The sequence below is a fragment of the Cytophaga sp. FL35 genome (assembly GCF_014349235.1).
Taxonomy (GTDB): Bacteria; Bacteroidota; Bacteroidia; order Flavobacteriales; family Flavobacteriaceae; genus Euzebyella.
In genome coordinates this window covers 152678-177615 of record NZ_JACSOH010000008.1, presented here as the reverse complement: position 1 = coordinate 177615, position 24938 = coordinate 152678, and the positions used below count along the sequence as shown (strand labels likewise).

Annotated in this window: 27 protein-coding genes; all 27 read left to right on the top strand. The window is 40.0% G+C overall.

Annotated elements, in window-relative coordinates; all coding sequences use genetic code 11:
- The first annotated feature begins 140 nt into the window (after nt 1–140).
- Nucleotides 141–1157 (top strand): glycoside hydrolase family protein, encoded by a 1017-nt coding sequence (locus BIZ36_RS08995; RefSeq protein WP_187457557.1) that lies wholly within the window; start codon nt 141–143, stop codon nt 1155–1157.
- A 120-nt stretch (nt 1158–1277) separates the two neighbouring features.
- Complete coding sequence (locus BIZ36_RS08990; protein ID WP_187457556.1) at nt 1278–1859, top strand: Crp/Fnr family transcriptional regulator; 582 nt, start codon at nt 1278–1280, stop codon at nt 1857–1859.
- Nucleotides 1860–1913: 54 nt separating this feature from the next.
- The gene (locus BIZ36_RS08985; RefSeq protein ID WP_187457555.1) at nt 1914–2246 is read left to right on the top strand and encodes a hypothetical protein; all 333 of its coding nucleotides are present in this window, start codon (nt 1914–1916) and stop codon (nt 2244–2246) included.
- A gap of 12 nt (nt 2247–2258) precedes the next feature.
- Nucleotides 2259–2837, top strand: coding sequence for an NAD(P)H-dependent oxidoreductase (locus BIZ36_RS08980; protein WP_187457554.1), 579 nt, complete (start codon nt 2259–2261; stop codon nt 2835–2837).
- Nucleotides 2838–3041: 204 nt separating this feature from the next.
- Nucleotides 3042–4547 carry an alkaline phosphatase D family protein gene (locus tag BIZ36_RS08975; protein WP_222937320.1) on the top strand — a complete coding sequence of 502 codons (1506 nt, stop codon included), beginning with the start codon at nt 3042–3044 and terminating at the stop codon, nt 4545–4547.
- 23 nt (nt 4548–4570) lie between these two features.
- A complete protein-coding gene (locus tag BIZ36_RS08970) occupies nt 4571–5116 on the top strand; it encodes a hypothetical protein (protein WP_187457553.1) in 546 nt (181 codons plus the stop codon).
- A 93-nt stretch (nt 5117–5209) separates the two neighbouring features.
- Nucleotides 5210–5479 (top strand): TIGR03643 family protein, encoded by a 270-nt coding sequence (locus BIZ36_RS08965; RefSeq protein WP_187457552.1) that lies wholly within the window; start codon nt 5210–5212, stop codon nt 5477–5479.
- A 616-nt stretch (nt 5480–6095) separates the two neighbouring features.
- Nucleotides 6096–7646, top strand: coding sequence for a hypothetical protein (locus BIZ36_RS08960; RefSeq protein WP_187457551.1), 1551 nt, complete (start codon nt 6096–6098; stop codon nt 7644–7646).
- Nucleotides 7647–7723: 77 nt separating this feature from the next.
- A complete protein-coding gene (locus BIZ36_RS08955) occupies nt 7724–8254 on the top strand; it encodes a hypothetical protein (RefSeq protein ID WP_187457550.1) in 531 nt (176 codons plus the stop codon).
- Nucleotides 8255–8266: 12 nt separating this feature from the next.
- A complete protein-coding gene (locus tag BIZ36_RS08950) occupies nt 8267–9034 on the top strand; it encodes a CsgE family curli-type amyloid fiber assembly protein (RefSeq protein WP_187457549.1) in 768 nt (255 codons plus the stop codon).
- Between the two features lies 1 nt (nt 9035).
- Nucleotides 9036–9428, top strand: coding sequence for a curli production assembly/transport component CsgF (locus tag BIZ36_RS08945; protein ID WP_187457548.1), 393 nt, complete (start codon nt 9036–9038; stop codon nt 9426–9428).
- Nucleotides 9429–9434: 6 nt separating this feature from the next.
- Nucleotides 9435–10817 (top strand): CsgG/HfaB family protein, encoded by a 1383-nt coding sequence (locus BIZ36_RS08940; protein WP_187457547.1) that lies wholly within the window; start codon nt 9435–9437, stop codon nt 10815–10817.
- Between the two features lie 16 nt (nt 10818–10833).
- On the top strand, nt 10834–12363 hold the full coding sequence (locus BIZ36_RS08935; RefSeq protein WP_187457546.1) for a carboxypeptidase regulatory-like domain-containing protein: 1530 nt from the start codon (nt 10834–10836) through the stop codon (nt 12361–12363).
- A 296-nt stretch (nt 12364–12659) separates the two neighbouring features.
- On the top strand, nt 12660–12869 hold the full coding sequence (locus BIZ36_RS08930; RefSeq protein ID WP_187457545.1) for a hypothetical protein: 210 nt from the start codon (nt 12660–12662) through the stop codon (nt 12867–12869).
- 26 nt (nt 12870–12895) lie between these two features.
- Complete coding sequence (locus tag BIZ36_RS08925; RefSeq protein WP_187457544.1) at nt 12896–13534, top strand: hypothetical protein; 639 nt, start codon at nt 12896–12898, stop codon at nt 13532–13534.
- Between the two features lie 379 nt (nt 13535–13913).
- Nucleotides 13914–14417 carry a hypothetical protein gene (locus BIZ36_RS08920; protein ID WP_187457543.1) on the top strand — a complete coding sequence of 168 codons (504 nt, stop codon included), beginning with the start codon at nt 13914–13916 and terminating at the stop codon, nt 14415–14417.
- A 35-nt stretch (nt 14418–14452) separates the two neighbouring features.
- A complete protein-coding gene (locus BIZ36_RS08915) occupies nt 14453–14902 on the top strand; it encodes a hypothetical protein (RefSeq protein WP_187457542.1) in 450 nt (149 codons plus the stop codon).
- A gap of 21 nt (nt 14903–14923) precedes the next feature.
- A complete protein-coding gene (locus BIZ36_RS08910; protein WP_187457541.1) occupies nt 14924–15496 on the top strand; it encodes a sugar O-acetyltransferase in 573 nt (190 codons plus the stop codon).
- Between the two features lie 63 nt (nt 15497–15559).
- Nucleotides 15560–17320 (top strand): arylsulfatase, encoded by a 1761-nt coding sequence (locus BIZ36_RS08905; protein ID WP_187457540.1) that lies wholly within the window; start codon nt 15560–15562, stop codon nt 17318–17320.
- Nucleotides 17320–18411 carry a serine hydrolase domain-containing protein gene (locus BIZ36_RS08900; protein WP_187457539.1) on the top strand — a complete coding sequence of 364 codons (1092 nt, stop codon included), beginning with the start codon at nt 17320–17322 and terminating at the stop codon, nt 18409–18411. Before BIZ36_RS08905 ends, BIZ36_RS08900 begins: the two co-directional genes overlap by 1 nt.
- A gap of 47 nt (nt 18412–18458) precedes the next feature.
- Entirely contained in the window at nt 18459–19424 is a 966-nt protein-coding gene (locus BIZ36_RS08895) for a sugar phosphate isomerase/epimerase family protein (protein ID WP_187457538.1), read from the top strand.
- An 11-nt stretch (nt 19425–19435) separates the two neighbouring features.
- The gene (locus BIZ36_RS08890) at nt 19436–20032 is read left to right on the top strand and encodes a Crp/Fnr family transcriptional regulator (protein WP_187457537.1); all 597 of its coding nucleotides are present in this window, start codon (nt 19436–19438) and stop codon (nt 20030–20032) included.
- Between the two features lie 114 nt (nt 20033–20146).
- A complete protein-coding gene (locus BIZ36_RS08885; protein ID WP_187457536.1) occupies nt 20147–21025 on the top strand; it encodes a pirin family protein in 879 nt (292 codons plus the stop codon).
- Nucleotides 21026–21042: 17 nt separating this feature from the next.
- Nucleotides 21043–21324 (top strand): GNAT family N-acetyltransferase, encoded by a 282-nt coding sequence (locus tag BIZ36_RS08880; RefSeq protein WP_187457535.1) that lies wholly within the window; start codon nt 21043–21045, stop codon nt 21322–21324.
- A gap of 29 nt (nt 21325–21353) precedes the next feature.
- The gene (locus tag BIZ36_RS08875) at nt 21354–22067 is read left to right on the top strand and encodes a pirin family protein (RefSeq protein ID WP_187457534.1); all 714 of its coding nucleotides are present in this window, start codon (nt 21354–21356) and stop codon (nt 22065–22067) included.
- A gap of 325 nt (nt 22068–22392) precedes the next feature.
- Nucleotides 22393–23454, top strand: a complete 1062-nt coding sequence (locus BIZ36_RS08870) for a nickel-binding protein (RefSeq protein WP_187457533.1) — start codon at nt 22393–22395, stop codon at nt 23452–23454.
- A gap of 279 nt (nt 23455–23733) precedes the next feature.
- Nucleotides 23734–24930 (top strand): acyl-CoA dehydrogenase family protein, encoded by a 1197-nt coding sequence (locus tag BIZ36_RS08865; RefSeq protein WP_187457532.1) that lies wholly within the window; start codon nt 23734–23736, stop codon nt 24928–24930.
- Nucleotides 24931–24938 lie beyond the last annotated feature (8 nt).

Genomic DNA, 24938 nt, shown 5'->3' with positions numbered 1-24938 from the left:
TTCAATATCTGTATCTTAATTGGCAATTTAGTTTTTAGAGCATTCTTTCTACAGTAGAGCAGATGCTAAATGAATTAATGGTTCGATGTACTTTTACACATCAGTGAGCGTTAGGATTTTAGACAATAACCTGTTCTGATATGACAAAAATTTTAAGTTTTATCTTCCTTATTTCTTTGGTACTTACCGCTTGTTCCAGCGATGACCCAGGTACTTCGGAACCCCAAGAAACATCTCTTTTTACACGGAGCGAACATCCCGTCTACGAGAGCCCTTTCGGGCTGGCAGCAGACCCATCTATATTAATAGCGAACGATACCCTTTTTATGTACTATTCTGCCGAAGAGGGTATTGGAGTGGCTTTTTCAACGAATAATGGCAGTAACTGGCACCGCCCCCAGAATCAGTCTACCGACTATATCGCCTTATCGCGACGCCCCGATGCTTGGGACAATACGCTGGAAACTGTAGAAGTCATTAAAGTAAACGATACTTACAAAATGTACTATTCCGGTTATCGCGAAGGTGAGAGTGACAATCCGCATGTAGAGAACTACGAAATAGGAATGGCCATTTCTACCAATGGTATTGATTTTAACAGGGTGGCAGAAAGTTTGGAGCAACCTATAATTAACCGTGACACCAGCAATGAAAACACCCATGACCGGCATGCCATGACCAGTCCGGGGGTGGTATACGAGAATGGCACCTACTACATGATCTATGCCGGTTGGAACGTAACCGATAACTGGACCGGCAGTAATGCGGGTATCAAAATTTTGGGGGCCACTTCCTCTGATGGAATACAGTGGACAAAAATCGAGGATCCCATTCTCATTGGCTCGGACGTAACTTATAGTCCCGATATCAACGAAGCCAGTTTGATCAAAGCAGATGACGGATTTTGGTACATTCCCTTTTCTACGGACAAAAGTATTGGCATCGCACGGTCAACGTCTTTCGCAAGTGGGTATGACATTTATCCGGAAGTAATCGTAACACCCCAATTCGATTGGGACAATGAAGTGACCGCCCCCGATGGTATCATTAATAATGGTAAAATGCGCTTGTGGTTTCACGGGGTAAAAGAACCTAACTATTGGCCATGGGTGATTGGATATACCGAAGCGGACTACCCTATTAACTGGAACAATTAACAAAGAGTTTTAGATTTCCTTGATTACTTCAAAGACTACCGCAATTACAGAAAAGTAAAGGTGGTTCAATTAAAAGAATGTACTACCTTGTACAGGTCATCTGGCCTTATTGCTATTTCTATGAACCCTGATCTCGTCTTTCAACAATTAGAGAAAAGTTACGCACCTCTGTCATCGGAATGTAAGGAAGCCTTTTTAGAACATGCTACGATGGGCTTCTACAATAAAGGCGATGTGGTAGTACGTGAAGGGCAGTATTCTAAAAAAGCTTTCTTGATTATAGAGGGGTGTGGCCGAGCCTATTACCTTAAAGATGGAAAGGATATCTCGGATTGGTTTACGTTCGAGCATCAGTTTATGGCCCCTATTGTGAGCTTTTTTAGCGATAAACCGAGTCCGCACTACGTAGAATTTTTGGAAGATGCTACCGTACTTGAATTCACCAAAGATTTAATGGATCAAATGACGCAAGCACACCATGAATTTGAGCGCTTTATTCGGGAGGTCGTTACCGAAACCTTACTAGGGCTGTGCGAACGCCTGAACGCTATTCAGTTCAATAGGGCCGAGGACCGTTTTCGGCATTTACTTACCATGTATCCCAACATTACCAACCGGGTTCCGTTAACCCATATCGCCTCATATTTAGGCATTACTTTAGAGACTTTGAGTCGCATTCGTAGCCCCAAGTACCGAATTTGATGTATATCAAATGAATTTTCCTCCAATAGAAAGTCCTTTGTAAAAAAGGAAGACATGGAAGAAAAGCAAACTCCGCCATCTATTTGGGGGCCATGGTGGGCAACCATCCGTAAATGGTTTTATCCAGCATGGCTGCTATACGAAACCTTCATTCGATTTTATGGATATAGTAGCGAGGTACAAGTATATCTTGCCACCCATCTGGAACGAATTGCGTTTATGGATCAACGCGACACCCAAGTATTGGCGACTTTTGGTGGGGTCTTGACCTTTGTGGTTTGTACCATCTCCCTCAGTCTGCCACTTTGTTTTATTTGCTATCACTTTTTTCTTCGTAGCAACCTGACCCATACTCTTTTTGAGAAAAAGCTAAAGTTCTTACTCTAAACATTACATACCATGAAAAAAATACTGATCATCAACGGCCACCCCGATGCTGAAAGTTTTAATGCCGCCCTAGCGGATGCCTATTTAAAAGGAGCTCAAAAGTCAGGGGCCGACACTAAGGTCATCCACATTCGAGACCTCAACTTTAATCCTAACCTCCAATTCGGCTATCGGAAGCGTACCGAACTGGAACCCGACTTGCTGGAAGCCCAAAAAATATTGAAATGGGCCGATCATTTGGTATGGGTCTACCCGGTATGGTGGGGCTCCGTTCCCGCTCTTATGAAAGGGTTTTTGGACCGGGTACTATTACCGGGCTTCGCCTTTCAAAAAAGGGAAGGTTCCCTTTGGTGGGATAAACTGTTTACCGGTAAAACGGCCCGTTTGATTACGACCATGGACCAACCCGCATGGTATTACCGATTCTTTAATGGGAGTCCGTCACACAAGGCTATGAAAAAGCAGACACTACATTTCATAGGCGTAAAATCCGTAAAAATCACGGCCATAGGCCCTATTCGTCTATCGAAGGATTCTTTTCGTAAAAAGTGGTTGCAAAAGGTAGAAGATCTGGGAGAGCACCTCAAATAGAATTGATTTACAAAATAAAGGATAGTCCATTGGTCACACTTAATAGCCTAAGTATTTTTTCTGATTTCTTGCTTACCTTAGAAGCAGTATTAACCAACTATCTCGCCAGGCATGAAACCAAGCTATAGTAACCCATCATATGTATGTATATTTTTTGGTGGATTGAAGGAAGAAACGGAATGTCCCCTAAAAATAAACTAGCCAATGAAAAGCTTCAGCGTATATAATTACCTATTTGTACTTTGTTTCCTTTCCTTGATAGAAACAGCCCTCGGTCAAAAATCTCTCGAAGTAAAACCCCGCCACCATATAACCCTTAAGCAAGCACACCAAGGCACCCCTTACATTGACAGTCTACTTTTAGAAAGTTATGGCCGACCTAAAAGCAACATATTGGCCTTTTATTTGGAATCACGTACAATTTTCGAGCAAGAAAAAGCAGCTTTTACCGATCCGAAAATCATTGCATTGGCAGAAAAACATCAAATTGATTTGATCAGTGGTCCCATGCTCGGTGATGTTCAACCCGATGGAATTACCTTCCGGTTGCGGCCTGCCCACCTTGAACCGTTACAGTTGAATATCCATACCGCATCAGGAACACTGGTCAATTCCTATCCCTTTCAACATCAAAAACCAGGTGCGACCTACCGGATAAAGGTCGATAAATTGCATCCTGCAACCTCCTATAAATATGAGATTTTAGGCGATAACAAATTAGTAGCTAAAGGCCGTTTTAATACCGCTCCTAAAGAAAGCACAAAAACCGAAACGAGAATTGCCTTTTCTTCGGGATTTCATAAGATAGGCCTGCATAATCCGAACCTCATCCAAACAATTTTAGAAAGAGAACCTACCGCCATGCTATTGTTGGGCGATTTGGCCGTAGACGACCGGGATACCCACTGGGGACTTCACCGAAGTGATTATTTGCTTCGTGATGTAGCCCCTGCCTTCCAAAAATTGGCTGCCCATATTCCTATATATGCCAGCTGGGACGATCATGATTACCTCAATAACGACCTTAGCGGCTTACCAAAAGGAGTCACAAAGGAAGACAGGGATAGCTTGCGCACCCTGTGGCGGGATAATTGGAACAATCCTAAAAACTTGGGCGAAGGTATTTACTTCAACACGCAAATAGGTGATGTAGAAATCATCATGCTAGACACCCGTTCCTGTCGCGATTTAAAGAAAAGAGTTCGCTATGGGTCATATTTGGGCGAGGAACAAATGACTTGGCTCAAAAAGGTGCTTCAAAAATCTACTGCTAAATTCAAGATAATTTCCAGTGGAACCATGTGGAGCGACTACGTAACCAAGGCCAAGGACTCTTGGGGTACTTGGGATATAAAAGCCAGAGAGGAGATTTTTAATCTTATTGAAAAAGAAAATATCAATGGGGTTTTGCTCATTAGCGGAGATAGGCATGGGGCCAGGGCCTTTACCCTTCCCCAACCTTCAGGATTTGAATTTTATGAATTTGAAATAGCCAGTATGGGCGGCGTTCCCGGTCCGCCAGCCATGGCAGAAGATGATACCCACCAGCTTTTTGGGTACGAAGGCTTGGGCCTCAAAGCCTTTGGAGAATTCACCTTTAATACCGAAAAAGAGAAGCCTGAAGTCACCTTCCGGTTAATTGACGAATCCGGTGTTATTTTTGAAGAATATCTTTTAGGATATGAAAAATTGATTCCGATAAAAAGCTAACTTTATGAGGGTAATTCATACTGATGATACGTTTTAGGATTTTAATAGCCAGCTGTAATGCCTTAGTGGCCTTCCTCCTACTGTTTGTTTCCTGTAGGGAAAATAAAGAAGAGGATAAACATTCAGAAGAAGAGGCTATTCAAAAAACATGGCATTCGTTTTTAGCCGTTGTGGAATCCGGAAATAAAGAAAAGTTTCAGGAAGTTGCCGCTAGTAAAATCAAGTGTTACGAATGTTTGGAAAATACTCCTAAGGAACAAAGGGAATTGGAAGAACTTAGGGAGAAGGACTCCCTCTGGTATGATACGCTCAATGAGGAACTCATTTATATTCCCTCTGATAGTTTTATAAAGAACGATTTACGACGATTATTTAACCCTGCCTTTTTGGTCCTTCTTAAAAACAACAAGACCCTTTACCACAAACGAACGGAAGATGAAATGGAGGTCTATGAAATTTTGGTCACCACCATAGAACCTACAGACGAACAGGAAGGGATGCAACATAGTTTTCAATTTCAAAAAATTAATGACACGTGGAAGTTTACGGAGGTGAGCTCTATCCCTTAATTATTCACCGTTGTTTTTTGAGTTAGCATTCCAAAGGAATGCGCGCCATTGTCTTTTATGGTATCCCTATTTTTGCAAAAAGCATTGATACAAATGACCGAAAGAGAGTTAGACCGAATAATAGAAATGGCATGGGAAGACCGGACGCCGTTCGAAGCTATAGAAGTACAATTTGGACTTGCCGAAGCCGATGTCATCATACTCATGCGTAAAGAACTCAAAGCTTCTTCATTTAAACTCTGGCGCAAACGGGTCAATAGCGGTACAAGTAGCAAACATCTAAAAAAACGAAGTGACGGAATGACCCGCTTTAAAAGTAGCCGGCAAAAGAATATTTCCAACAATAAAATTTCGAAGCGGTAAGGTAAGCCAAAAGCGGACATCAATTTCCTGAAATACCGATCACCCAACATTTCACAATAGTAAAATATTTGGTCCCCAAAGTCACGATTGAAAATGCTCCTCAATTTTTAATGGGTCCGGTATAAAAAAGTTCAAAATGGTCATATTTCCATTATTTCGCTAATATCGAAATCTTGCCAATTAGATAATTTTGACACCTAAAATTAAACGGACTATCATTTTATCGACATTAAAAATGTTATATCGTTAAAATATACAGAAAACAACTCTTACAAAAATTAATATTCAGGAAAGAATTTACGCTCAAACTGTATTTTAAACTATTAAATATTGCATTTCATCGATTAAGGGTTCTATTTCCACTTTTTAGTGAGTATCATTACCACATGATTTGAAGTAAAAACGAGGGTATTTATCGCTGTCATTTTTCACTTATCATGATCCCCCCTAAGGTTCAATTTACTTGAACAGATTACAATTAATTTTTTTAGAAAAGTAGTGTGAAGTTGAGATTACCTATGTTGTCTTGAGACTACCGATCTATGCCTTTTTTTCAGGAAACTGAAAATGACCAAACGTACATTTTAACCAATTACTAATAATTAATTTAATCTTTATGAAAAAAGTAGTCTTAAGTGCTATGGCACTTGCAATGGGGTCTTTTGTGATGGCGCAGGATAATGACAGTAAGGTCTCTCAAAATGGGAGTCACAACAATACCACTGTCAATCAAGATGGTGATGCCCAAAGAAGTGTAGTAAGAATTGGAGGAAACTACAATACCTCTACCTTAGAACAAGATGGTATTGGCAATAATTCTGTCTTGGAAATTTCTGCAAATTCGGCTAATAACAATTCTGCGGACATCAAACAAAATGGTACAACTAACAATGCAACGGTAGATATATCGGGTCATCACAATTCGGTAGATGTTAAGCAAAATGGTACCAGTAATAACACAGGGAGTTCCTCCGGATCTATCTATTTCGCTGATCCTCAGGCTGTAGATATTTGGGGAAACAATAACTCCTCTACAGTGAATCAAAATGGTGCTGAAAATGAAGGATTCATTACCGTTGGCAAACGCAGAACAGGTCCCAATCCTGGAGAAGAAGGTGAGAACGCTAACTACAACACAAGTACCATAAAACAAAATGGCAATGAAAACTTAGCCTTTATCAATGTTTTAGGCGGAGGTGATAATAATACGGCAACCACCAATCAAAGTGGTAATAATGATAAATCTACTACTAATCAATCTGGTGATTATAATGAGGCTACAGCCAAACAAATGAGTGCCACTGGTTCTGACGAAAGCATCATAGACCAATCCGGAAATAATAATACGGCAAATGCAAATCAGGATAGTGATTTAAGTTTTAGTGATATCAACCAAAGTGGGAATGCCAACATGGCTACCGTAAATCAAAAAGATGGGGCTATTGAAAGTTCAAGTATAATTAGCCAATCTGGTCATAATAACGAGGCAACCACGAATCAGGACGGTACCGGCAACGGTGAAAACAACAAAAGTAATATCTCTCAATCTGGAAATTACAATTCTGCTTTACTCAACCAAGTAGGTAATTTAGTGAAGCACAATACAAGTAACATTGACCAATCTGGAGATAATAATGAAGCCAAAGTAAAGCAAAATGCTGTGAGACATTCCTCCAGTATTGTAACCCAATCAGGGAATCACAATGGAGCTTTTGTAAATCAAGTGGCAGATGGTCCGCGAATCTTAAATAATCATTCTGATATCGACCAAAGTGGTAATAACAATATGGCTTACGTGGACCAAATAGGCTCTGTAAACAACAGTGAAGTTGGCCAAGCAGGTTCATATGGACATGTTGACGTAAATCAAAAATTCAAAGGGAACGATAGCAAAGTTTTTCAAAACTCTGGCAGCACCAATTCTGCAATTGTAAATCAAAAGAATACGCCTTTGGTTGCAAATCCTTTAAAGAATTATAGTACAGTTATTCAAGACGGAAACCACAATCAAGCAACCTTAAATCAATCTGGTCACGATTTAACAAGTATTATTTCTCAAGATGGCAATCATAATATGGCAAATGCAAAACAAATGGGAGTAGGCCACAATAGTGACATATCTCAAATAGGCAATAATAATGTAGCCAACATTATGCAGGCTGATTAATCACGTTGCAACCTATGAATATAACTACGGAACAGAGAACTGTTCCGTAGTTTTTCAACTTTAACCACTAGAATTGTATGAGACCAAACCCACAGCTAACCCTTCTTTTGGCATTTCTTTTTTCAGGCTTTGTTATCAATGCCCAAGGTATTATCGAAGAAGATTCAGATATAACACCCGCTCATTTTGACTCAAGCAGCCAACAGCTCAATTTCTATTCTCAACAGAGCAGTGAAAGTCTACAATCAAACCAGCTAAATGTAGTCAATAGAGGTGTTTACATCAATCAAATTGGGAACAACAATACTTCTACCGTACAAACAGAATCGCAAATTTCAGACGTAGAATTGGTGCAATCGGGTAATTCCAACAAAATAGACCTTGACCTGAAAGCTACGGCCATAGACTATACGGTGCTTCAACAGGGCAACAACAATCTTTTACTGGAGTACAATCTATTTAACAATAAACAACTCATTGAAAGGTCCGTAGAACAAAATGGCAATAACCAAAATCTTGTCATACACGGTACTAACAGCATTGTGGATAAAATGAAAATTAAAATGAGTGAAGGATCACAGAGCCTTATTATAAGAAACACCAACTAGCCCTTGCCCATAATGCATTCTCCACAATCCCTTACCCTTTCCCTAGTTGTCTTTTTTTTATGGAGCTGTTCCGTACTAACAGGGCAATCCTTTAATAAGGAGGTAGAAGCACACATAGATGTTGATTCGGAAAATGCCCTTACCAAAATTGTCTTTTCGGCCTTTAATAAGACCCAACTCAAAAAGAGTCTCAGATACCGGGCCCTAATCGTAAAAAACAAGGACGAAAAATTTGAGGATGAACAGTATTTTATCATAGAATCTGGAGAACGCAAGAACATAAGTACCGCCACCCTTGCTATTGAGGAAGACCAACGTACCATAGTTTTTGTACTTATCTATGAAGATGAAAAAGTGGTAGGAAAAGACAGATTGGTCATTAATGGTTTTGAAGGCGAGGACGACCTGAAACCCAAGATAGTCAGTGAAAACAATCTTTTAACCAAAGAACAACTACCAAAAAAACAGGATATAGACCTTATGAGAGGGATGGTTTTTGAGAATACCAAAACCAAACCTGGAAGGGATTTTTACCAAATGTTTTACCTAGCTTACAATAACAACAATATAAACGGCAATCAAATTGTAAAAGTAGACGAAGTACTTGCCATTGGCGGCAACACCCAAATCAAAATTTATGCAGGCGACCATCTAATCGTTCAATTTTTCCTAAACCCAAGAAGCTCCTATTTGAAGGAAATGGTAGATCAATCCATCATAAGGGTGAACCAGTACTTTATTCAAAACCGTGCCATTAGCCAAAATACAATCCAATACTAATATGAAACCCATACTCTACTTTATTTTTCTTTTAGGATATACCGCCTATTCACAGCAGTTGGTATACACCCCCAAGAATCCAAACTTTGGAGGTAACACCTTTAACTATCAATGGCTTTTGAGCTCGGCCAATGCGCAAAACTCCTTTACGGATAACCAAAGATTTGATAATGAAACCTCTGAACTTCAAGAGTTTCAAGAAAGTCTAAACAGACAAATTCTCGGGCAATTGACCCGCTCTGTTTTCACTACCGAACTTGGTGATGGCCTGGAACCCGGCACCTTTAACGTGGGCGACTTGCTCTTGGAAATTTTTGAATCGGGTGAAGGCTTGGTGGTAAACATTTTGGATACCACAACTGGCGAACAAACCCAAATTATTGTACCCAACTAATCATCTATGAAATTTATTAAAAATTCCCTCTATCTCGCTATAGTGGTTTTACTTTCTGGATGTGGTGCCTACTTTAACCAACCGGTGGCCCCTACTCCAGCAAGAATTGGAGAAACCACCTCCACCACAGATTTTTTAAAGAACATACCCCAACCCAGTGAACCTGTGGTAGTGGGCGTTTATAACTTTAAGGATCAGACCGGTCAATATAAAAACGTAGAGAACGGAAGCACCTTTAGTACCGCCGTACCCCAAGGAGCCACTACTATGCTCATAAAAGCCCTTGAAGACAGTAAATGGTTTACTCCCATTGAACGGGAAAACCTATCCAACCTTCTTAATGAACGGAATATCATTCGCTCAACAAGGCAGGAATACACTGGGGATAATAGCGGACAACCCAATTTACCACCACTGCTTTATGCCGGAATTTTATTGGAGGGAGGCATTATTTCCTATGATAGCAACATCATTACGGGGGGCTATGGCGCGCGCTATTTTGGCGCCGGAGGCTCGACCCAATACCGGCAAGACCGTATCACCATTTATTTACGGGCAGTTTCCACATCCAATGGAAAAATCCTAAAAACTGTTTACGTTTCCAAAACCATTCTTTCACAAGCTTTGGATGCCAGCTTGTTTAAATATGTGAAATTTCAGCGTCTACTGGAAGTAGAAACAGGTATTACCAAAAATGAACCGGTACAATTGGCCATACAAAATGCAATTGAGAATGCTGTAGAGTCCCTAATTATCGAAGGAATAGAAGACAATCTATGGAGCACGGCCAGTGGACAGGAAACAAACGAGGCCATTGTGGCCATGTACAATTCCAGGAAAGAAGAGGAAGAAAACACCTTACTTTATAACAGGAAGCAAGCGCAATCCATACTTAGACACAGTTTTGGAGTATATGGCAATGGGCCCGTTTTAAATGGGGATTACTCCAAAAAATCATTAGGTGCCGGTGGAGGGCTCAAATATAGCTACTACCTATCACCTAAATTGGATATTGGGCTTAAGGGGGAATACCTGAATTTCACAGGAGGAGAAAATTTTGAGAAATCCTATTTAAGTACCAACCTACAACTGGGCTATACCTTACTGCCCCTGGACAATTTAACTCCTTATATCTATGCAGGTATTGGCGGTATTTTTGACATGGACCAACCTGACCCCGAACTTTCTGAAGACACTACAGGCTTTAATGTTCAATACGGTTTGGCCCTCAAATATAATTTCAATCCGCAGCTCTCCTTGAGCATAGGAGCAGAAAACAATCATACCGCTACCGATGGAATGGACAACATTATTAATGGCGTAAGAGACGATTTTTATTACAACTTTCACCTTGGCCTTGAATGGAGATTTGGTAAGAACTTAAAGTAAACAAACTTAAAATAAAATGAACAATACATATAACTCCCGTTTAATACTTCTGATGGTTTTTATCGTGGCACTCACTGCTTGCGAAGAAGAAACCATTGGAGATACCGTTTTTGGCAAATTGGAAGGCAGGGTGGTCGCCAACAATCAAAATATACCTTTAGAAAACGTAAAAATCACTACCAATCCTTCCTCTACAACGGTTTTTACAGATGCCGAAGGAAATTTTGTTATTAACGAAATAAGTGCTGGGGATTATTCCGTTCAAGCAGATAAAGATGACTTTCAAACTAGTTTTGAACCCGCCAGTATCCTCGGAGAAAAAACCACCAATATCGTCTTTGAACTAGATAGCGTGGAAGCAGCTAATTTAAGTCCCCTAAGGCCTGAATTATTATTTCCCATGGACGAGTCCAAGAATGTAGAGAGCCCTGTAGAATTTGTGTGGAGTTCTGCCAGGAACGACGCTGATGATATTCTTTATGAATTGGAACTTAGAAATGGTACTACAGGTGAAATACAGCGATTTGAAAACCTAAAAGACACTGTTTTGACCGTTGAAGAGCTCACGGTGGGTGCCAATTTCTTTTGGCAAATAAAGGCAACAGACGGCATTTCAGAAGATGTTCAAAGCAACCTCGGTAGCTTTCAATTAAAAGGAGTGGAAGACAATCGTTTCCTATTTGTTAGGAATGTAAACGGAAATAATGTAATTGTTTCTGGGGGCGAGCCAGCTGGGGCCAACAATTCCGAAATCAATCAAAACGAAGTACAGCTTACTTCATCGTCCATTAACTCTTATAGGCCTAAAGCCAACTTTACCGTTAACAAAATTGCCTTTCTGGCCACACAAGAGGGTGATGCACAACTTTTCATGATGGACCTAAATGGCGGCAATAAAATACAATTGACTAAAAATATTCCTGTGGCGGGCTTTAAACAGAGTGAATTGGAGTTTACTTGGTCTCAAAATAGCAATGTTCTGTATTACCCTAACTTCAATAAATTATATAGTGTTCAAATTGATGGATCAGGAACTACCCTTATTTATGAGGCACCTGCAGGTGAGTTCATTAGTGAGGTGGCAGCAAATCCAACTAATAATTTAATTGCCATTAAAACCAATGACACCAATGGTTATAACGTAAAAATTCAATTAGTAAACCCGGCAAATGGCACCCTAGTATCCACAATAGTTGAGGGTACAACGGGAGCTTTTGGTGGGCTGGATTATTCCATAGACGGCACAAAACTACTTTACACACAAGATGTATCGGGTGCAGAAAATTCACAATACAGACAGTTGGACAGCAGAATATTTGAATACAACACCGTATCGGACAGTACAGTGGAAATTGATACGGACAAGCCTACCGGCTTTAATAACCTTGATGCCAAATATGCGCCTAACGAGGGAGCCATTATCTACACCTACACATCCAACGACGGAATTTCTGAAAAACAGATTTATAGAAAAATATTGGATGCCGTTGAAGACGACGATCAAGAATTGATTTTTACCAACGCTTCCATGCCCAACTGGGAGTAAATAGTACTACTTTATCCTTGTACCCGATCAGTTACAGTTGGCAACTTGACAAACCTCGGTTGCCAACTATTTGCTTTAAAGTAATTGACAGTACGGGGCTTTCTTTTCATTTGTAATAGCAACCGTTTTTATTTAGCCCCCTTTCTTAACACAGGTTATTTGAACATCTGGCCCTTCCATAATTTCCTTTTTTTATTACCTGAATATCAGGAATTTCTTCCCTATCAAACCATCCTCAAAAACAATATTTCCAAACAATTTTCGTTAAGGAAAAATCCTACACATATCCTTTCAAAATGAAAACTAAAATAATAACTATTGTCGTTCTGACAGTTAGCCTCCTCAATCTGGCCTGCAAGGGAAGCCAGAAAGAAGACCAAAAAGCAATTGACCAGCAAGTGGAGGCTATTCAAGCTGTTGAAGAATCGATTGACAGTACCATAGCAGAAGTAAACCGTAAAACGGAAGAAGTAGAACAAATTATCAAGGAATTAGATAGCCTGTAATTAAGAAAATTAAACATACATAAACCATGAAAAAAATAATTTTATCACTCACCTTACTATTAGGCATTTCGCTGGGCCTACAAGCCCAGGGCAAATCGCAGGAAGCTAAAGGAAAAGGTAAAGAGTTACTAGAAAATGGCAAGCAGAAGGTTGAAGAAGTAGAGAATGAACATGAGGGTTCAAAAGCTAAAAAGGAAATGGCCAAAGAAAAAGGGAAAGAGATGAAAGGCAAGGCTAAAAACAAGACCAAAGAAGTAAAAAATAAAATCGAGAAAGATGCCACAGAACCAGAGAAAGAAATCAAGGCTTCAAAAGAAAATAGCGGTAATGCTTATGGCAAAAACAAAGGAGAACTAAAGGGAGAAGAGTTTGGGGCCTACCGAGCATCCCAAGCAAAAGAGAAACTGGACAAATCGAAAGATGAGTTAAACGAAGACGAATCAGTTTTAAGAAAGGGTCGAAAATCGGTAGAGGAAGCTAAAAAACGTGTAAAAAAACAAAAAGAAGAAAATTCCGTTCCTGCCAAAGAGGTACAGAAGAAAGAAGAGAGAATAAAAAAAGCAGAAGAAACGCTAGATGAACTAGAGGTTTCTATTAAAAAAGCCCAGGAAAAGTTCAAAGAAAAAAGAAAGGAATTAGAAAAAGTTACACAGCCCACAATCTAAAATTCCCGATACTCTTCAATTGTAAAGCGAACCGGTTGGTTCGCTTTTATTTTATACTCGGATAGCAAGCATTGATCACCCATTTTACTATGGGGCTTTCTTTTCAATGTAAAAAAAAAAATCAGTCAAATAAATCTTCAAACACTCAAAAATTAGGGATTCTAGAAAAGCTCCCTATTCCATCAAACTGTCAATAATTTCAATCGTCTAAATAAAACTAATTCATCAAAAAGTACCTTATAGTTTTATATCCGACGTTTTAACCAATTTGGCTTTAAAATGGTTAGAATTTCATACAGAGTACGTATCTTAAGCTTTAATTTTACCTAAATGAGGTATTTTTGAACCGGACTCAATTCATTGATTATTTTTTTGTGGCATGCTTAGATTATTTTCCCTCGCCATGTGCTTAGCTTTAACGGTTATCGCTTGTAAAAACGATAAAAAAGAACAGGAACTTTTAGAAAAGGAAGCTGAGATTATTGAAAAGGAAAAAAAGCTGGAAAAGGAAAGTGAAACCTTTATTGAACACGAAGCGGCCGTTGAATTGAATCCTGAAGTACAGCTTAACCTTATCTATTGCGAAAACGATAGTTACATTGTTCGTGTAGATCGTTTAAAAAGTAACGATGTGCGCTATATGGCTTGGAACAAGCCTAAATCTACGACAGAAAGGCCGGACTTGATTCTACTGGATGGCGAAATTGAAAAGCAGGGTTCCGGAGGTGGCTACCATTTTATTTTCACCAATGGCCATCATTCCTACATTGTAGAAAATAATTTAATGGGCGAGACAATGGATTCCATGGGAGTTTTCCTAAAGCTCATGGAGGGAGAGGAAGAAGTCTATTTTTCAAAGATGACGGACTTAAAACTTAAATAAAGCTTTTAGTTACATAACCATGTTTTAAAACTTGTATGATGCAAAGACCGTATTTGAAATTTGTGATATTATTTTTTCTTTTTTATTCCTGCTTTTATGTTGCTACCGCCCAAGATAAATACCTAAACAATATTCAAGAGACCCAGGAGCTTTCTAAAAATATTGCAACCCTCTTTAAGGAAAATCAAGTATCAACTGCTTTTGGGAGATTGACTCCCTATTGGCCCATGCCCCAAAATGAATTGAATGCCATAGAAGAAAAAACCATAAAATACCTCAACGTACTTGAAAATAGATTTGGCGCTGCCATAGGTGCCGACAAAATTAAAAACGAGACCATTAGTAACATAGCCCTCAGGGAAACCTACTTGGTTAGGTATAGTAAAAGTGCCATTCGGCTCAAATTTACATACTATAAAAACGACTACGGTTGGATTGTGAATGCCTTTAAATGGGATGATGCATTCGATGAGGAATTTGAATAAATATCATATTCTATTAAAACTATGACCGAAAAGGAAAAGATGCTTCAGGGAATGAACTATAATTCCCGTGACCCTGAATTGCTTACCATATACCACAAGGCCAGAAGGCTTATGAAAGAATACAATCTGCTAGATTCGCAATTGACAGATGAACGCCAGCGAATTCTTTCGGAAATGTTGGGAAGTATACAAGAGGGTGTTTGGATCGAAACGCCCTTTTACTGTGATTACGGTGAGAATATTACGATTGGCAGCAACACCTTTATCAATACCAATTGCATGTTTCTGGACAATAACAAAATTACCATTGGAAAAAACGGACTTATTGCGCCCTATGTTCAAATCTACACTGCTTCCCATCCACTTAAAGCCTCTGACCGTATCATTGAAAATGAAAAAGGCACGAGCTATCTCACCTCAGCAGAACCGGTAACTATTGGCGATAACGTTTGGATCGGTGGCAACTCGATTATTTTTCCGGGAGTAACCATAGGCGATAACGTAACCATAGGGGCAGGAAGCGTGGTAAACAAAAGTATTCCAGATAATGTCTTAGCGGTTGGCAATCCGTGTAAAGTTTTAAAAGAACTCTAGAATTTCAATTTCAGCTAACTTTAAAATTGGTTATCTTCAACACTTACCAAACAACCAATTTTCATGTACCGTTCGCTTAAACTTATTCTAGTCTGTTGTTATCTTTTACAACCCTTTTATTCCATTTCGCAATCCCATAAGAAACCAAACGTAATTCTTATTATTACCGATGACCAGGGCTATGGCGATTTAGGTTTTACGGGCAATCCCCATGTAAAAACACCTGTCATTGATCAATTGGCAAAAGAAAGCGTTAGATTCAATCAATTTTACGTTTCACCAGTATGTGCCCCAACCCGATCGAGTTTAATGACCGGTCGTTATTCCCTTCGGACAGGAATCAGGGATACTTATAACGGCGGAGCCATCATGGCTACGGAAGAAGTTACTATTGCTGAAATGCTGAAAACCGCCAACTACCGTACAGGTATTTTTGGCAAATGGCATCTAGGCGATAATTACCCCAGCAGACCCAGTGACCAAGGTTTTGACGAATCTCTAATCCATCTTTCAGGCGGCATGGGCCAGGTAGGAGATATAACCACCTATTTTCAAGGAGACCGCAGCTATTTTGATCCCGTTCTATGGCATAATAATCAACAGCAAAAATATGAAGGCTATTGCTCCGACATATTTACTCAGGAAGCAGTTCGCTTTATTGAAAACAACAAAGATGAACCTTTCTTTTGCTATTTATCTTTTAATGCTCCCCACACGCCTCTTCAAGTTCCGGAGAAGTATTATGAGAAATATAAACAAATAGACCCCACTTCTGGCTTTGATACCAGTGGGCAACCTTTTCCTGAAATGTCTGAGAAAGACAAAGAAGATGCTAGAAAGGTATATGCTATGGTTTCGAATATTGATGACAATATTGGCCTACTTTTGAAAAAGCTGAAGGAATTGAAATTGCAAGAGGATACGGTTGTGATTTTTATGACCGACAATGGTCCTCAACAAAGACGATATGTAGCTGGACTGAAGGGTAGAAAAGGAAAGGTGTACCAAGGCGGTGTTCGGGTGCCTTTTTTTATGAAATTCCCCAAAACTTTTAAAAAAGAAGATGTTGATATAGAAACAACAGCAGTTCATATGGATGTATTGCCAACCCTTGCCTCAATTTGTGGCGCCTCAATACCAAAAGACCGTACAATAGATGGAAAAGACCTGCTTCCCTTGATAAATGGCAACACTGTAGATTGGGAGGGCAGACCCCTATTTTTTTATTGGACTAGAAAATATCCTGAATTATACCAAAACATGTCTATACTTCAAGGTGAACATAAGCTGGTCGGAAATGTGGATTACAATGCCCAACTGGAAAAATTTGAACTTTACAATCTTCACAAAGACCCGTTTGAGCAAGAGAATATAATCTCGCAACAAAAGGAATTGTCAGCGCAATTAAAAATGGAAATGGACATTGCATACAAAGAGTTAATAAGCTCTGAACATATGGTGAACCCTCCCAGAATTCTACTGGGCCATCAGCAAGAAAACCCTGCTATCCTCAATAGAAATGATGCTGGAGGGGAGAGGGGCATTTGGAGTCAAGAAGAGGTATTTGGTAAATGGCGAGTAAGCATACAAGAGGGCACTTATAATCTAAAATTTAAGTTTATAAAGCCGATTGATCCTCAAGGAAAAATGTATGTAGAGACAAATTCTATCATCAGACAAATAACTCATGAAGCCAAAACAGCCGATGTCATCGAAATGAATGAGGTGTATTTTCCAGCCATGGAAACTGACTTAATAACCTTTTACTCTCAAGGAGGCAAAAATATCATGCCTTTTTGGGTTGAAATGGAAAAAATTGATTAATGTATTTAAAAAGCGGATCAGCAAAACTATTGATTATTATAATCTTCTTGTGTGCTATTAGGGCGTACGCCCAGTACGATTACAACTACCCCCCTCCAATCGAAAAAAATGACGGACTTGAAGTAGCCTCCCTTTTAGAGTTCACCACAGATACCACCAATCTATTCAAGCTGCTACACCAACTAAAAGAGCATGAAAATCACCTACACAGCATGCTGTTTTTTAAGGACGGGCAGTTGCTCCTGGAAGAATATTTTAACGGTCAGAAACCAGAAGAAGTCCATGACCTACGATCTGTTACCAAAAGTATTCGGGCCTTATTGGTGGGGATTGCCATAGATAAAGGTTTTATTAAAAGCGTAGATGATTCCATAGAGAAGTATTTTGGTACCGTCTATTCCGAGGTTGATTGGAGTGTAAAAAGAAAGATCACCATTGAAAATTTGCTTACCATGAGCAGCGGACTCGATTGCAATGATTGGAACAAAAAATCAAAAGGGCAGGAAGATAGAGTTCATAAGAAGAAAGACTGGATAACCTATACGCTACAGTTACCATTGGTAAATGAACCGGGAACGGTATCCAATTACTGTTCCATGGGAACGGTATTACTTGCTGAAATTATCAGGATAGCCTCGGGAATGGAAATAGATGAATTCGCCCAAAAATATCTTTTTGAACCCTTGGGAATTATTCATCAAAAATGGGGACATACCAGTTCTAAAGAAGTCATCACCTCAGGTAAACGATTGTACCTCCGCTCTCGAGACCTTGCCAAGTTGGGATTATTAGTAGCGAATCAGGGCAACTGGAAAGGCAATCAACTTGTATCCTCAAACTGGATAATGGAGGCCACCACCTCCAAAACAAAGATTACTAATTTAGACTATGGGTATTTGTGGTGGAGCATTCCGCTTCAGTCCAATGGCAACATACTTGTTTCCAAAACCGCTACGGGTAATGGAGGACAGTATATTTTTATAATTCCGGATAATGATTTAGTAGTTATTTTTACCGGCGACGCTTATAATTTGCCGGAAGACAAGCTTCCTTTTACCATCATGCAAAAGGCTATTTTGCCCTTATTCTAAGTTTTAACCAAACCTTTCACTAAATTTAAAATTTTTAATTCCTCTCCATGTCCACCAAAATCAATCGAAGAAAAGCCTTAGGATCCATCACCCTAGGAGCCGCAGCTGCCCTAAGCAACTTATCCTTTGCCAATATAAGAATCGATAAAAACAGACTTTTAGAAGAAAAGCTGCCTGTTAGAATCAGTATGAATTGCAGTACTTTGTTGCACTATAAATTACCGGCAGATATTCAAATTGACTTGATTGCCAATGCTGGTTTTGACGGTATAGAAATGTGGATGAGCGATATTAAAACCTTTATTGAAAAAGGAGGTTCTACCGCTACCTTGAGAAATAAGCTGAAGGAACACAACTTGGTACTCGAAAACATTATCGGTTTCTCAAAATGGTGCAGTGACAATGCCGAGGAGAGATCAAAAGCCATGGCACAACTAAGAGAGGAAATGGAAATAACCAAGGAACTTGGCGGAAAATTCATCGCCACCCCGGTTCAAGGAATCGATAAAATAGACCCTAATAAATACGACCAATACGCTGAACGTTACGCAGCAATTCTAAAACTGGGCGACGAGACCGGGGTTACCCCCATTTTAGAACTTTGGGGAATGGGTGCCCTTCACAGAATATCGGACTGTGCCCAAATCGCCATTGCCACGGGCCACCCCAAGGCTACCATGTTGTTGGATTTTTACCATGTACACAGAGGTGGCAATGATTGGGATACCATAGACCTGATCAATGCAGGAAAACTTCCGGTAATCCACATGAACGATTACCCAGCTTCTCCAGCCTATAATTTGTTGACCGACGCCGATAGAGTCTTGCCTGGTGACGGTGTTTGCGATTTTGACACCATCATTCCCAAACTCTACCAAGCAGGTTTTAGAGGTGGATTTTCCGTTGAACTTTTCAACAAAACCTATTGGAATACTATGGATGCCCCTACCCTCATGAAAACATGCTACGAAAAAACAAGAGAGGTGGTCACCAAAGCACTTAACAGTAAGTAAGACACGAGCCGGTGGAACTCCTCAATTTTAAAAAGTATTTGAACCAACAATGGGGACTGCCCAAAGATGCCATTGACCAACTTTGTGATGGTATCCGTACCAAAAAAGTTAAAAAGGAGGAACTACTTCTGCAAGCAGGAGAGATATGTAAGCTTACTTTTTTTGTTGAAAAAGGATTGTTGCGAATGTATGCCCTCAATGAAAAAGGAAAAGAGGACATTCTACAATTTGCACCTGAAAATTGGTTGGTGAGCGACCGCGGTAGCATTTATTTCAATGAGCCCTCCGATTATTACATAGATGCCATTGAAGAAACGGAAGTTGTACTTTTAGATACTGAATTTGTCGATAAAATTTCGGCACTTGGCCCCTCTTTTCGTAAATTGAACGACCGGCTACTGCATAATCACATCCGGCATTTGAACAAACGCGTAAAGCTGCTTTTAGGCGCATCGGCAAAAACCCGCTACCTCAACTTTATAAAATTACACCCAGATGTACTCCTTCGTGTTCCCCAATGGATGGTAGCTTCCTATTTGGGTATTGCACCTGAAAGTCTCAGTAGGGTACGTAGAGATTTGGCCAAAGAGAACTTCAAGCAAGGATAAACTATCACCTTTTAACTTTCTTGGACGTTTTTTGGGGTAAATTACTTTCTTAACATAAGTCAATGCGCAACTATCTGTTGTCCTGTAATTTTGGTACCATAAAACAAAAGAATCATGAGTACAAGAAATATAGAATTGGTAGTGCCCCCAAGACCGCCCCACTTTGTAGGCGATGGATTTAGGGTTCATAACTTTATTCCCAGCAGTTTTAGGTTGACCATGGAGCGAATGAGTCCGTTTATTTTAATGGATTATAATTCCAAATTTTATTTTCCTCCTTCAGAGCAACCAAAGGGAGTAGGTGTACATCCGCACCGCGGTTTTGAAACGGTTACCATTGCCTATAAAGGTAAGGTAGCGCACCATGATAGTGCCGGCGGCGGCGGAATTATTGGTGAAGGTGGCGTTCAATGGATGACAGCAGCCTCGGGAGTGTTACATAAGGAATACCATGAAGAAGAATTTTCAAAAACAGGAGGCGATTTTCAAATGGTGCAACTATGGGTGAACCTTCCTGCGAAGGATAAAATGTCTAAACCCAAATATCAAGCACTTAACCAAGATGATATCCAATCTTATGAGCTTGAGAACCATGCGGGTACTATAGAGGTAATTGCAGGCGATTACAAAGGAATAAAAGGTTCGGCTTCTACATTCACACCTATGAATATGTATAACGCCCGGCTACAAAAGGAGGCTGTAGCAGATTTTAGCTTTCCGCAAACTTTCAATACGGCGCTATTGGTAATTGAGGGAAGTATTTTAGTAAATGAATCCGAAGAAGTACCTACCGATCATTTCGTGTTATTTGAAAATGATGGGGAGGATTTTGGAATCAAGGCAACAGAAGACGCCGTTGTACTAATTTTAAGCGGAGAACCCATAGATGAGCCTATTGCGGCCCAAGGTCCTTTTGTAATGAATACAAGGGAAGAATTGGTTCAAGCCATTGAAGATTTCAATATGGGCAAATTCGGATATTTAGAAGACTAAATCAACCCCAAAATAAGATGGAAGTACAACAGGAAGATAACGGCAAAAAAGGAGCTTTCTTTATAGAAAATGATGGTCAGCGACTGGCTTCAATGACGTATACATGGGCCGGACCCAACAAAATGATTATTGACCATACCGAAGTAGACGACAGTCTTAGAGGGCAAGGAGCAGGTAAAAAATTGTTAATGCAATTAGTATCCTTTGCACGAGAAGAAAAGAAAAAAGTACTCCCCCTTTGCCCTTTTGCCAATAGTGTTTTTCAAAAGAACCCACATATTCAAGATGTGCTTTCCTAAATCAATGGATAATTATTTAAAAGACGATTATGAAAACAATAGTACATAAAGCAGCTACAAGAGGCCATGCCAATCACGGTTGGCTCAACACCTACCATACCTTTAGTTTTGGTAATTACCACAATCCCGAAAGAATGAATTTTGGGGTATTGAGGGTTTTGAACGATGACGAGGTTTCTGCCGGAATGGGTTTTGGCACCCATGGGCACAGTAACATGGAAATTATTTCTATACCTCTGGAGGGCGATCTTGAACACAAGGATAGCATGGGGAATACCGCCGTTATAAAGAAAGGGGATATACAGGTGATGAGTGCAGGTTCGGGAATTCAACATAGTGAAAAGAACAAGAACCAAAATCAATTGGTGAAGTTCTTGCAGATTTGGGTCATTCCCAATAAGGTGAATGTTACGCCACGATACGATCAAATTACGTTAGATGGAAAGGATACCGAAAATACCTTTCGTCAAATTGTATCGCCCAATGCCGAAGACGAAGGTGTCTGGATACATCAAGATGCTTGGTTCCACTTAGGCGATTTTGACCAAGGAAAAGCCACTACCCATACCTTAAAAAATGAAAACAACGGCTTGTACGTGTTTGTTTTGGAAGGCTCGGTGTCCGTTAATGAGGATGAACTATCAAGAAGGGACGGACTTGGAATTACCGAGGCAAAAGAGGTGGATTTCAAGTTTAAAACCGATAGCAAAGTGCTTTTGATGGAAGTTCCTATGGCGAATTAAAATCCGTAGGCTTGGAAAACAAAAAATGCGACCTCAGGGTCGCATTTTTTGTTGGATTTCAACCATCAAGCATTGTTAATCAAAAGATTACACTTTCCATTTATAAAGAAAACATACCAACGATACAGAAAATGCTTCCATCTATAAACTTCTTCGATACTAACTACTCATTTACTCGTAAATTATGTTCATAATGGCTGCTCAATAGTATGCGGATAAAGGCAGTAAACCTTTTTGTGCCTGTCTTCCTTTATTTGCTTTTTTTCCTTTCCCTCGAAAAAGTTGGCCGTTCCCCTTACGCTTGCTTAAATCTTGAAATGTAGCTATGCCCCTATTCATGGATATTCATCACATAGAACACCTTCCCTTCACAGAAGAGGATGCATACAAGGCCCACCTCAGGGATGTCGCCGTTCAGCAAGAGTTTGGGGTTGTCTATGAAAAATACTACCTGAACCTGGAAGAGCGGACTGTTTGTTGTTTAATGAAGGCCCCGAATATGGAGGCTTGCGTTCAAAGCCATTTAAAAGCCCACGGTGTCGGCGCTTGCAATGTGGTAAAAATTAGCACAGAAAATGAATTTTTTCCATACCTAGGAGAAGGCAGCAAAAACAGAAAAGACCTGGCGACTACCCTTACAGGAGAAATAGACACGGGCTTTCGCACCTTATTAAGAATTGAAGGAAACCCAAATTCAATTCATAAAATGGGTGATTATGAAAAAATTGAAAATTATATCAATAAGTACAAAGGTAATCTCGTAGAGCAACCTGAAAACTTTATCCTTTCTACGTTTCTTCAATGTCAAAACGCTTTGTCTTGTGCCTTTGCATTACAAGAGCATTTGTCTTCTCAACCAAATTTTTCTTTTTTCAATATTTCCGTGGTAACCGGAATGCCCGTAGATGATACGGGTAACAAATTGTTTGAAAACGCATTAAATCGGCTGAAAGTACTCTCCCAAATAGGCAAACCCGGATTGATTTTAATAGACGATACCTCCAAAAAATCATATGGGCAATTTACCTCTGAACATCTAAAAAATTCTCGAATTCAATCCTTCAACAATAAGGAAGAGAACTTACTTGCTATATTATATGATACCATTGTAAAAAACATTGAAAACCCAAAATTTAAGGTAGGCCATTTAGAAAAGGCTTTAGGTGCGAGCAAAGCCCAAACGTATAGGACCATCAAAAAACTTACCGGCCTATCGCCCAATGAAGTTATACGTGAGGTTCGATTAAGAAGTCCTTTGCAGGCCCTATGCAAAAAAGATAGAAACGTGTCTGAGATTGCATTTGATCATGGGTTTAGCAGTGCCACTTATTTCACCAGAATGTTCAAAGAACGGTTTAAGATTTTGCCCACCGAATGTCTGAAGTGATTATAAAGTGCTAGTATTTGAACCAAAACTTACATTCTCCAAGAGAGCTTCGACCTAATTTAGAGCAAATAAAACAAGGGTTACCCAACTTCCCCCATAATCCTTAAAATCAGCAAAAGGAAGAGTAATCACATTTAGACCGTGGTAGGTGAAAAGTTTTTGACTTTTGGATACCTAGTTGGCAATTACAACACCCAAGAACTTGTCAAAACACCGTTTAAAACTCGTCAACTGGGAAGCAAATAAAAATTAGGTATGAACACCTCTAAATTGAATACCATGGAAACACTAGAAAAGAAATCAAAAGAGGAATTTGTAGACAACTTAACCGAAATATTTGAGAAATGTGGTAACCGTGCCGCTTACTACGACAGCAACAACTTGTTCTTTCAGGAAGATTTTGAAGTGCTTAAAAACGCCGGATATCTAACCATGGCCGTACCGGAAGAATTTGGGGGTATGGGCATGAAATTGGACGAATGTATGCAACTGACCCGTAAATTAGCCTATCACGCAGCTCCCACCGCTTTGGGCCTGAACATGCATATTTACTGGACGGGACTGTCCGCAGATCTTTATCGAGCGGGGGACACCTCACTTCAATGGCTTTTGGAAGAAGCCGGAAGGGGTAAAGTTTTTGCAGCGGGACACGGAGAATCTGGAAATGACAGCCCCATGCTTTACTCCACTTGTAAAGCTGAAAAAATAGAAGGTGGCTATAAATTTACGGGGCATAAAATGTTCGGGAGCCTCACTCCTGTTTGGAATTATCTCGGATTTCATGCGCAAGATAACAGTGACCCGGAAAACCCACAGATTGTACACGCTTTTATGCCGCGAGACAGCAAAAATTACGAAATTAAGCCTACTTGGGATCATGTTTTGGGTATGCGGGGAACGCGCTCTGATGACACCTTATTAAACGGGGTTTTCATTCCTGATAAATACATTTCACGAAAAGTACCCACCGGTTTTGCCGGCATAGATGGTTTTATTCTTGGGGCCTTTGCTTGGGCATGCTTTGGTTTCAGCAATGTCTATTTTGGGCTCGCCCAACGTATTTTGAACACAGTTTTGGAAAAACTACCTAATAAAAAATCTATTTCATTGGGAAGACCATCCATGGCTTATCACGGAGGTATACAACGTGATATTGCGGATATGGTTCTTGAAATGGAAAGTATAGAACCTCACCTAGATACCTTGGTTCGAGAATATACTGAAGGTAAGGATTATGGACCAGCATGGGGAGTAAAAATTGTAGCCGCCAAATGTAGGGCAGCCGAAGGGTCTTGGAAGGTGGCCGATAAAGCTATGGATATTATGGGCGGAGCCGGTATCATTCATAAAGCCGGTTTCGAGAGGCTTTTCCGTGATGCACGACTGGCTAAAATACATCCCGCCAATACCTATTTTGCTCGTGAAGTGATTGCAAAGGGAATGCTTGGCCTGGATTTGGACGAGAAGCCGAGGTAGTAATTAGG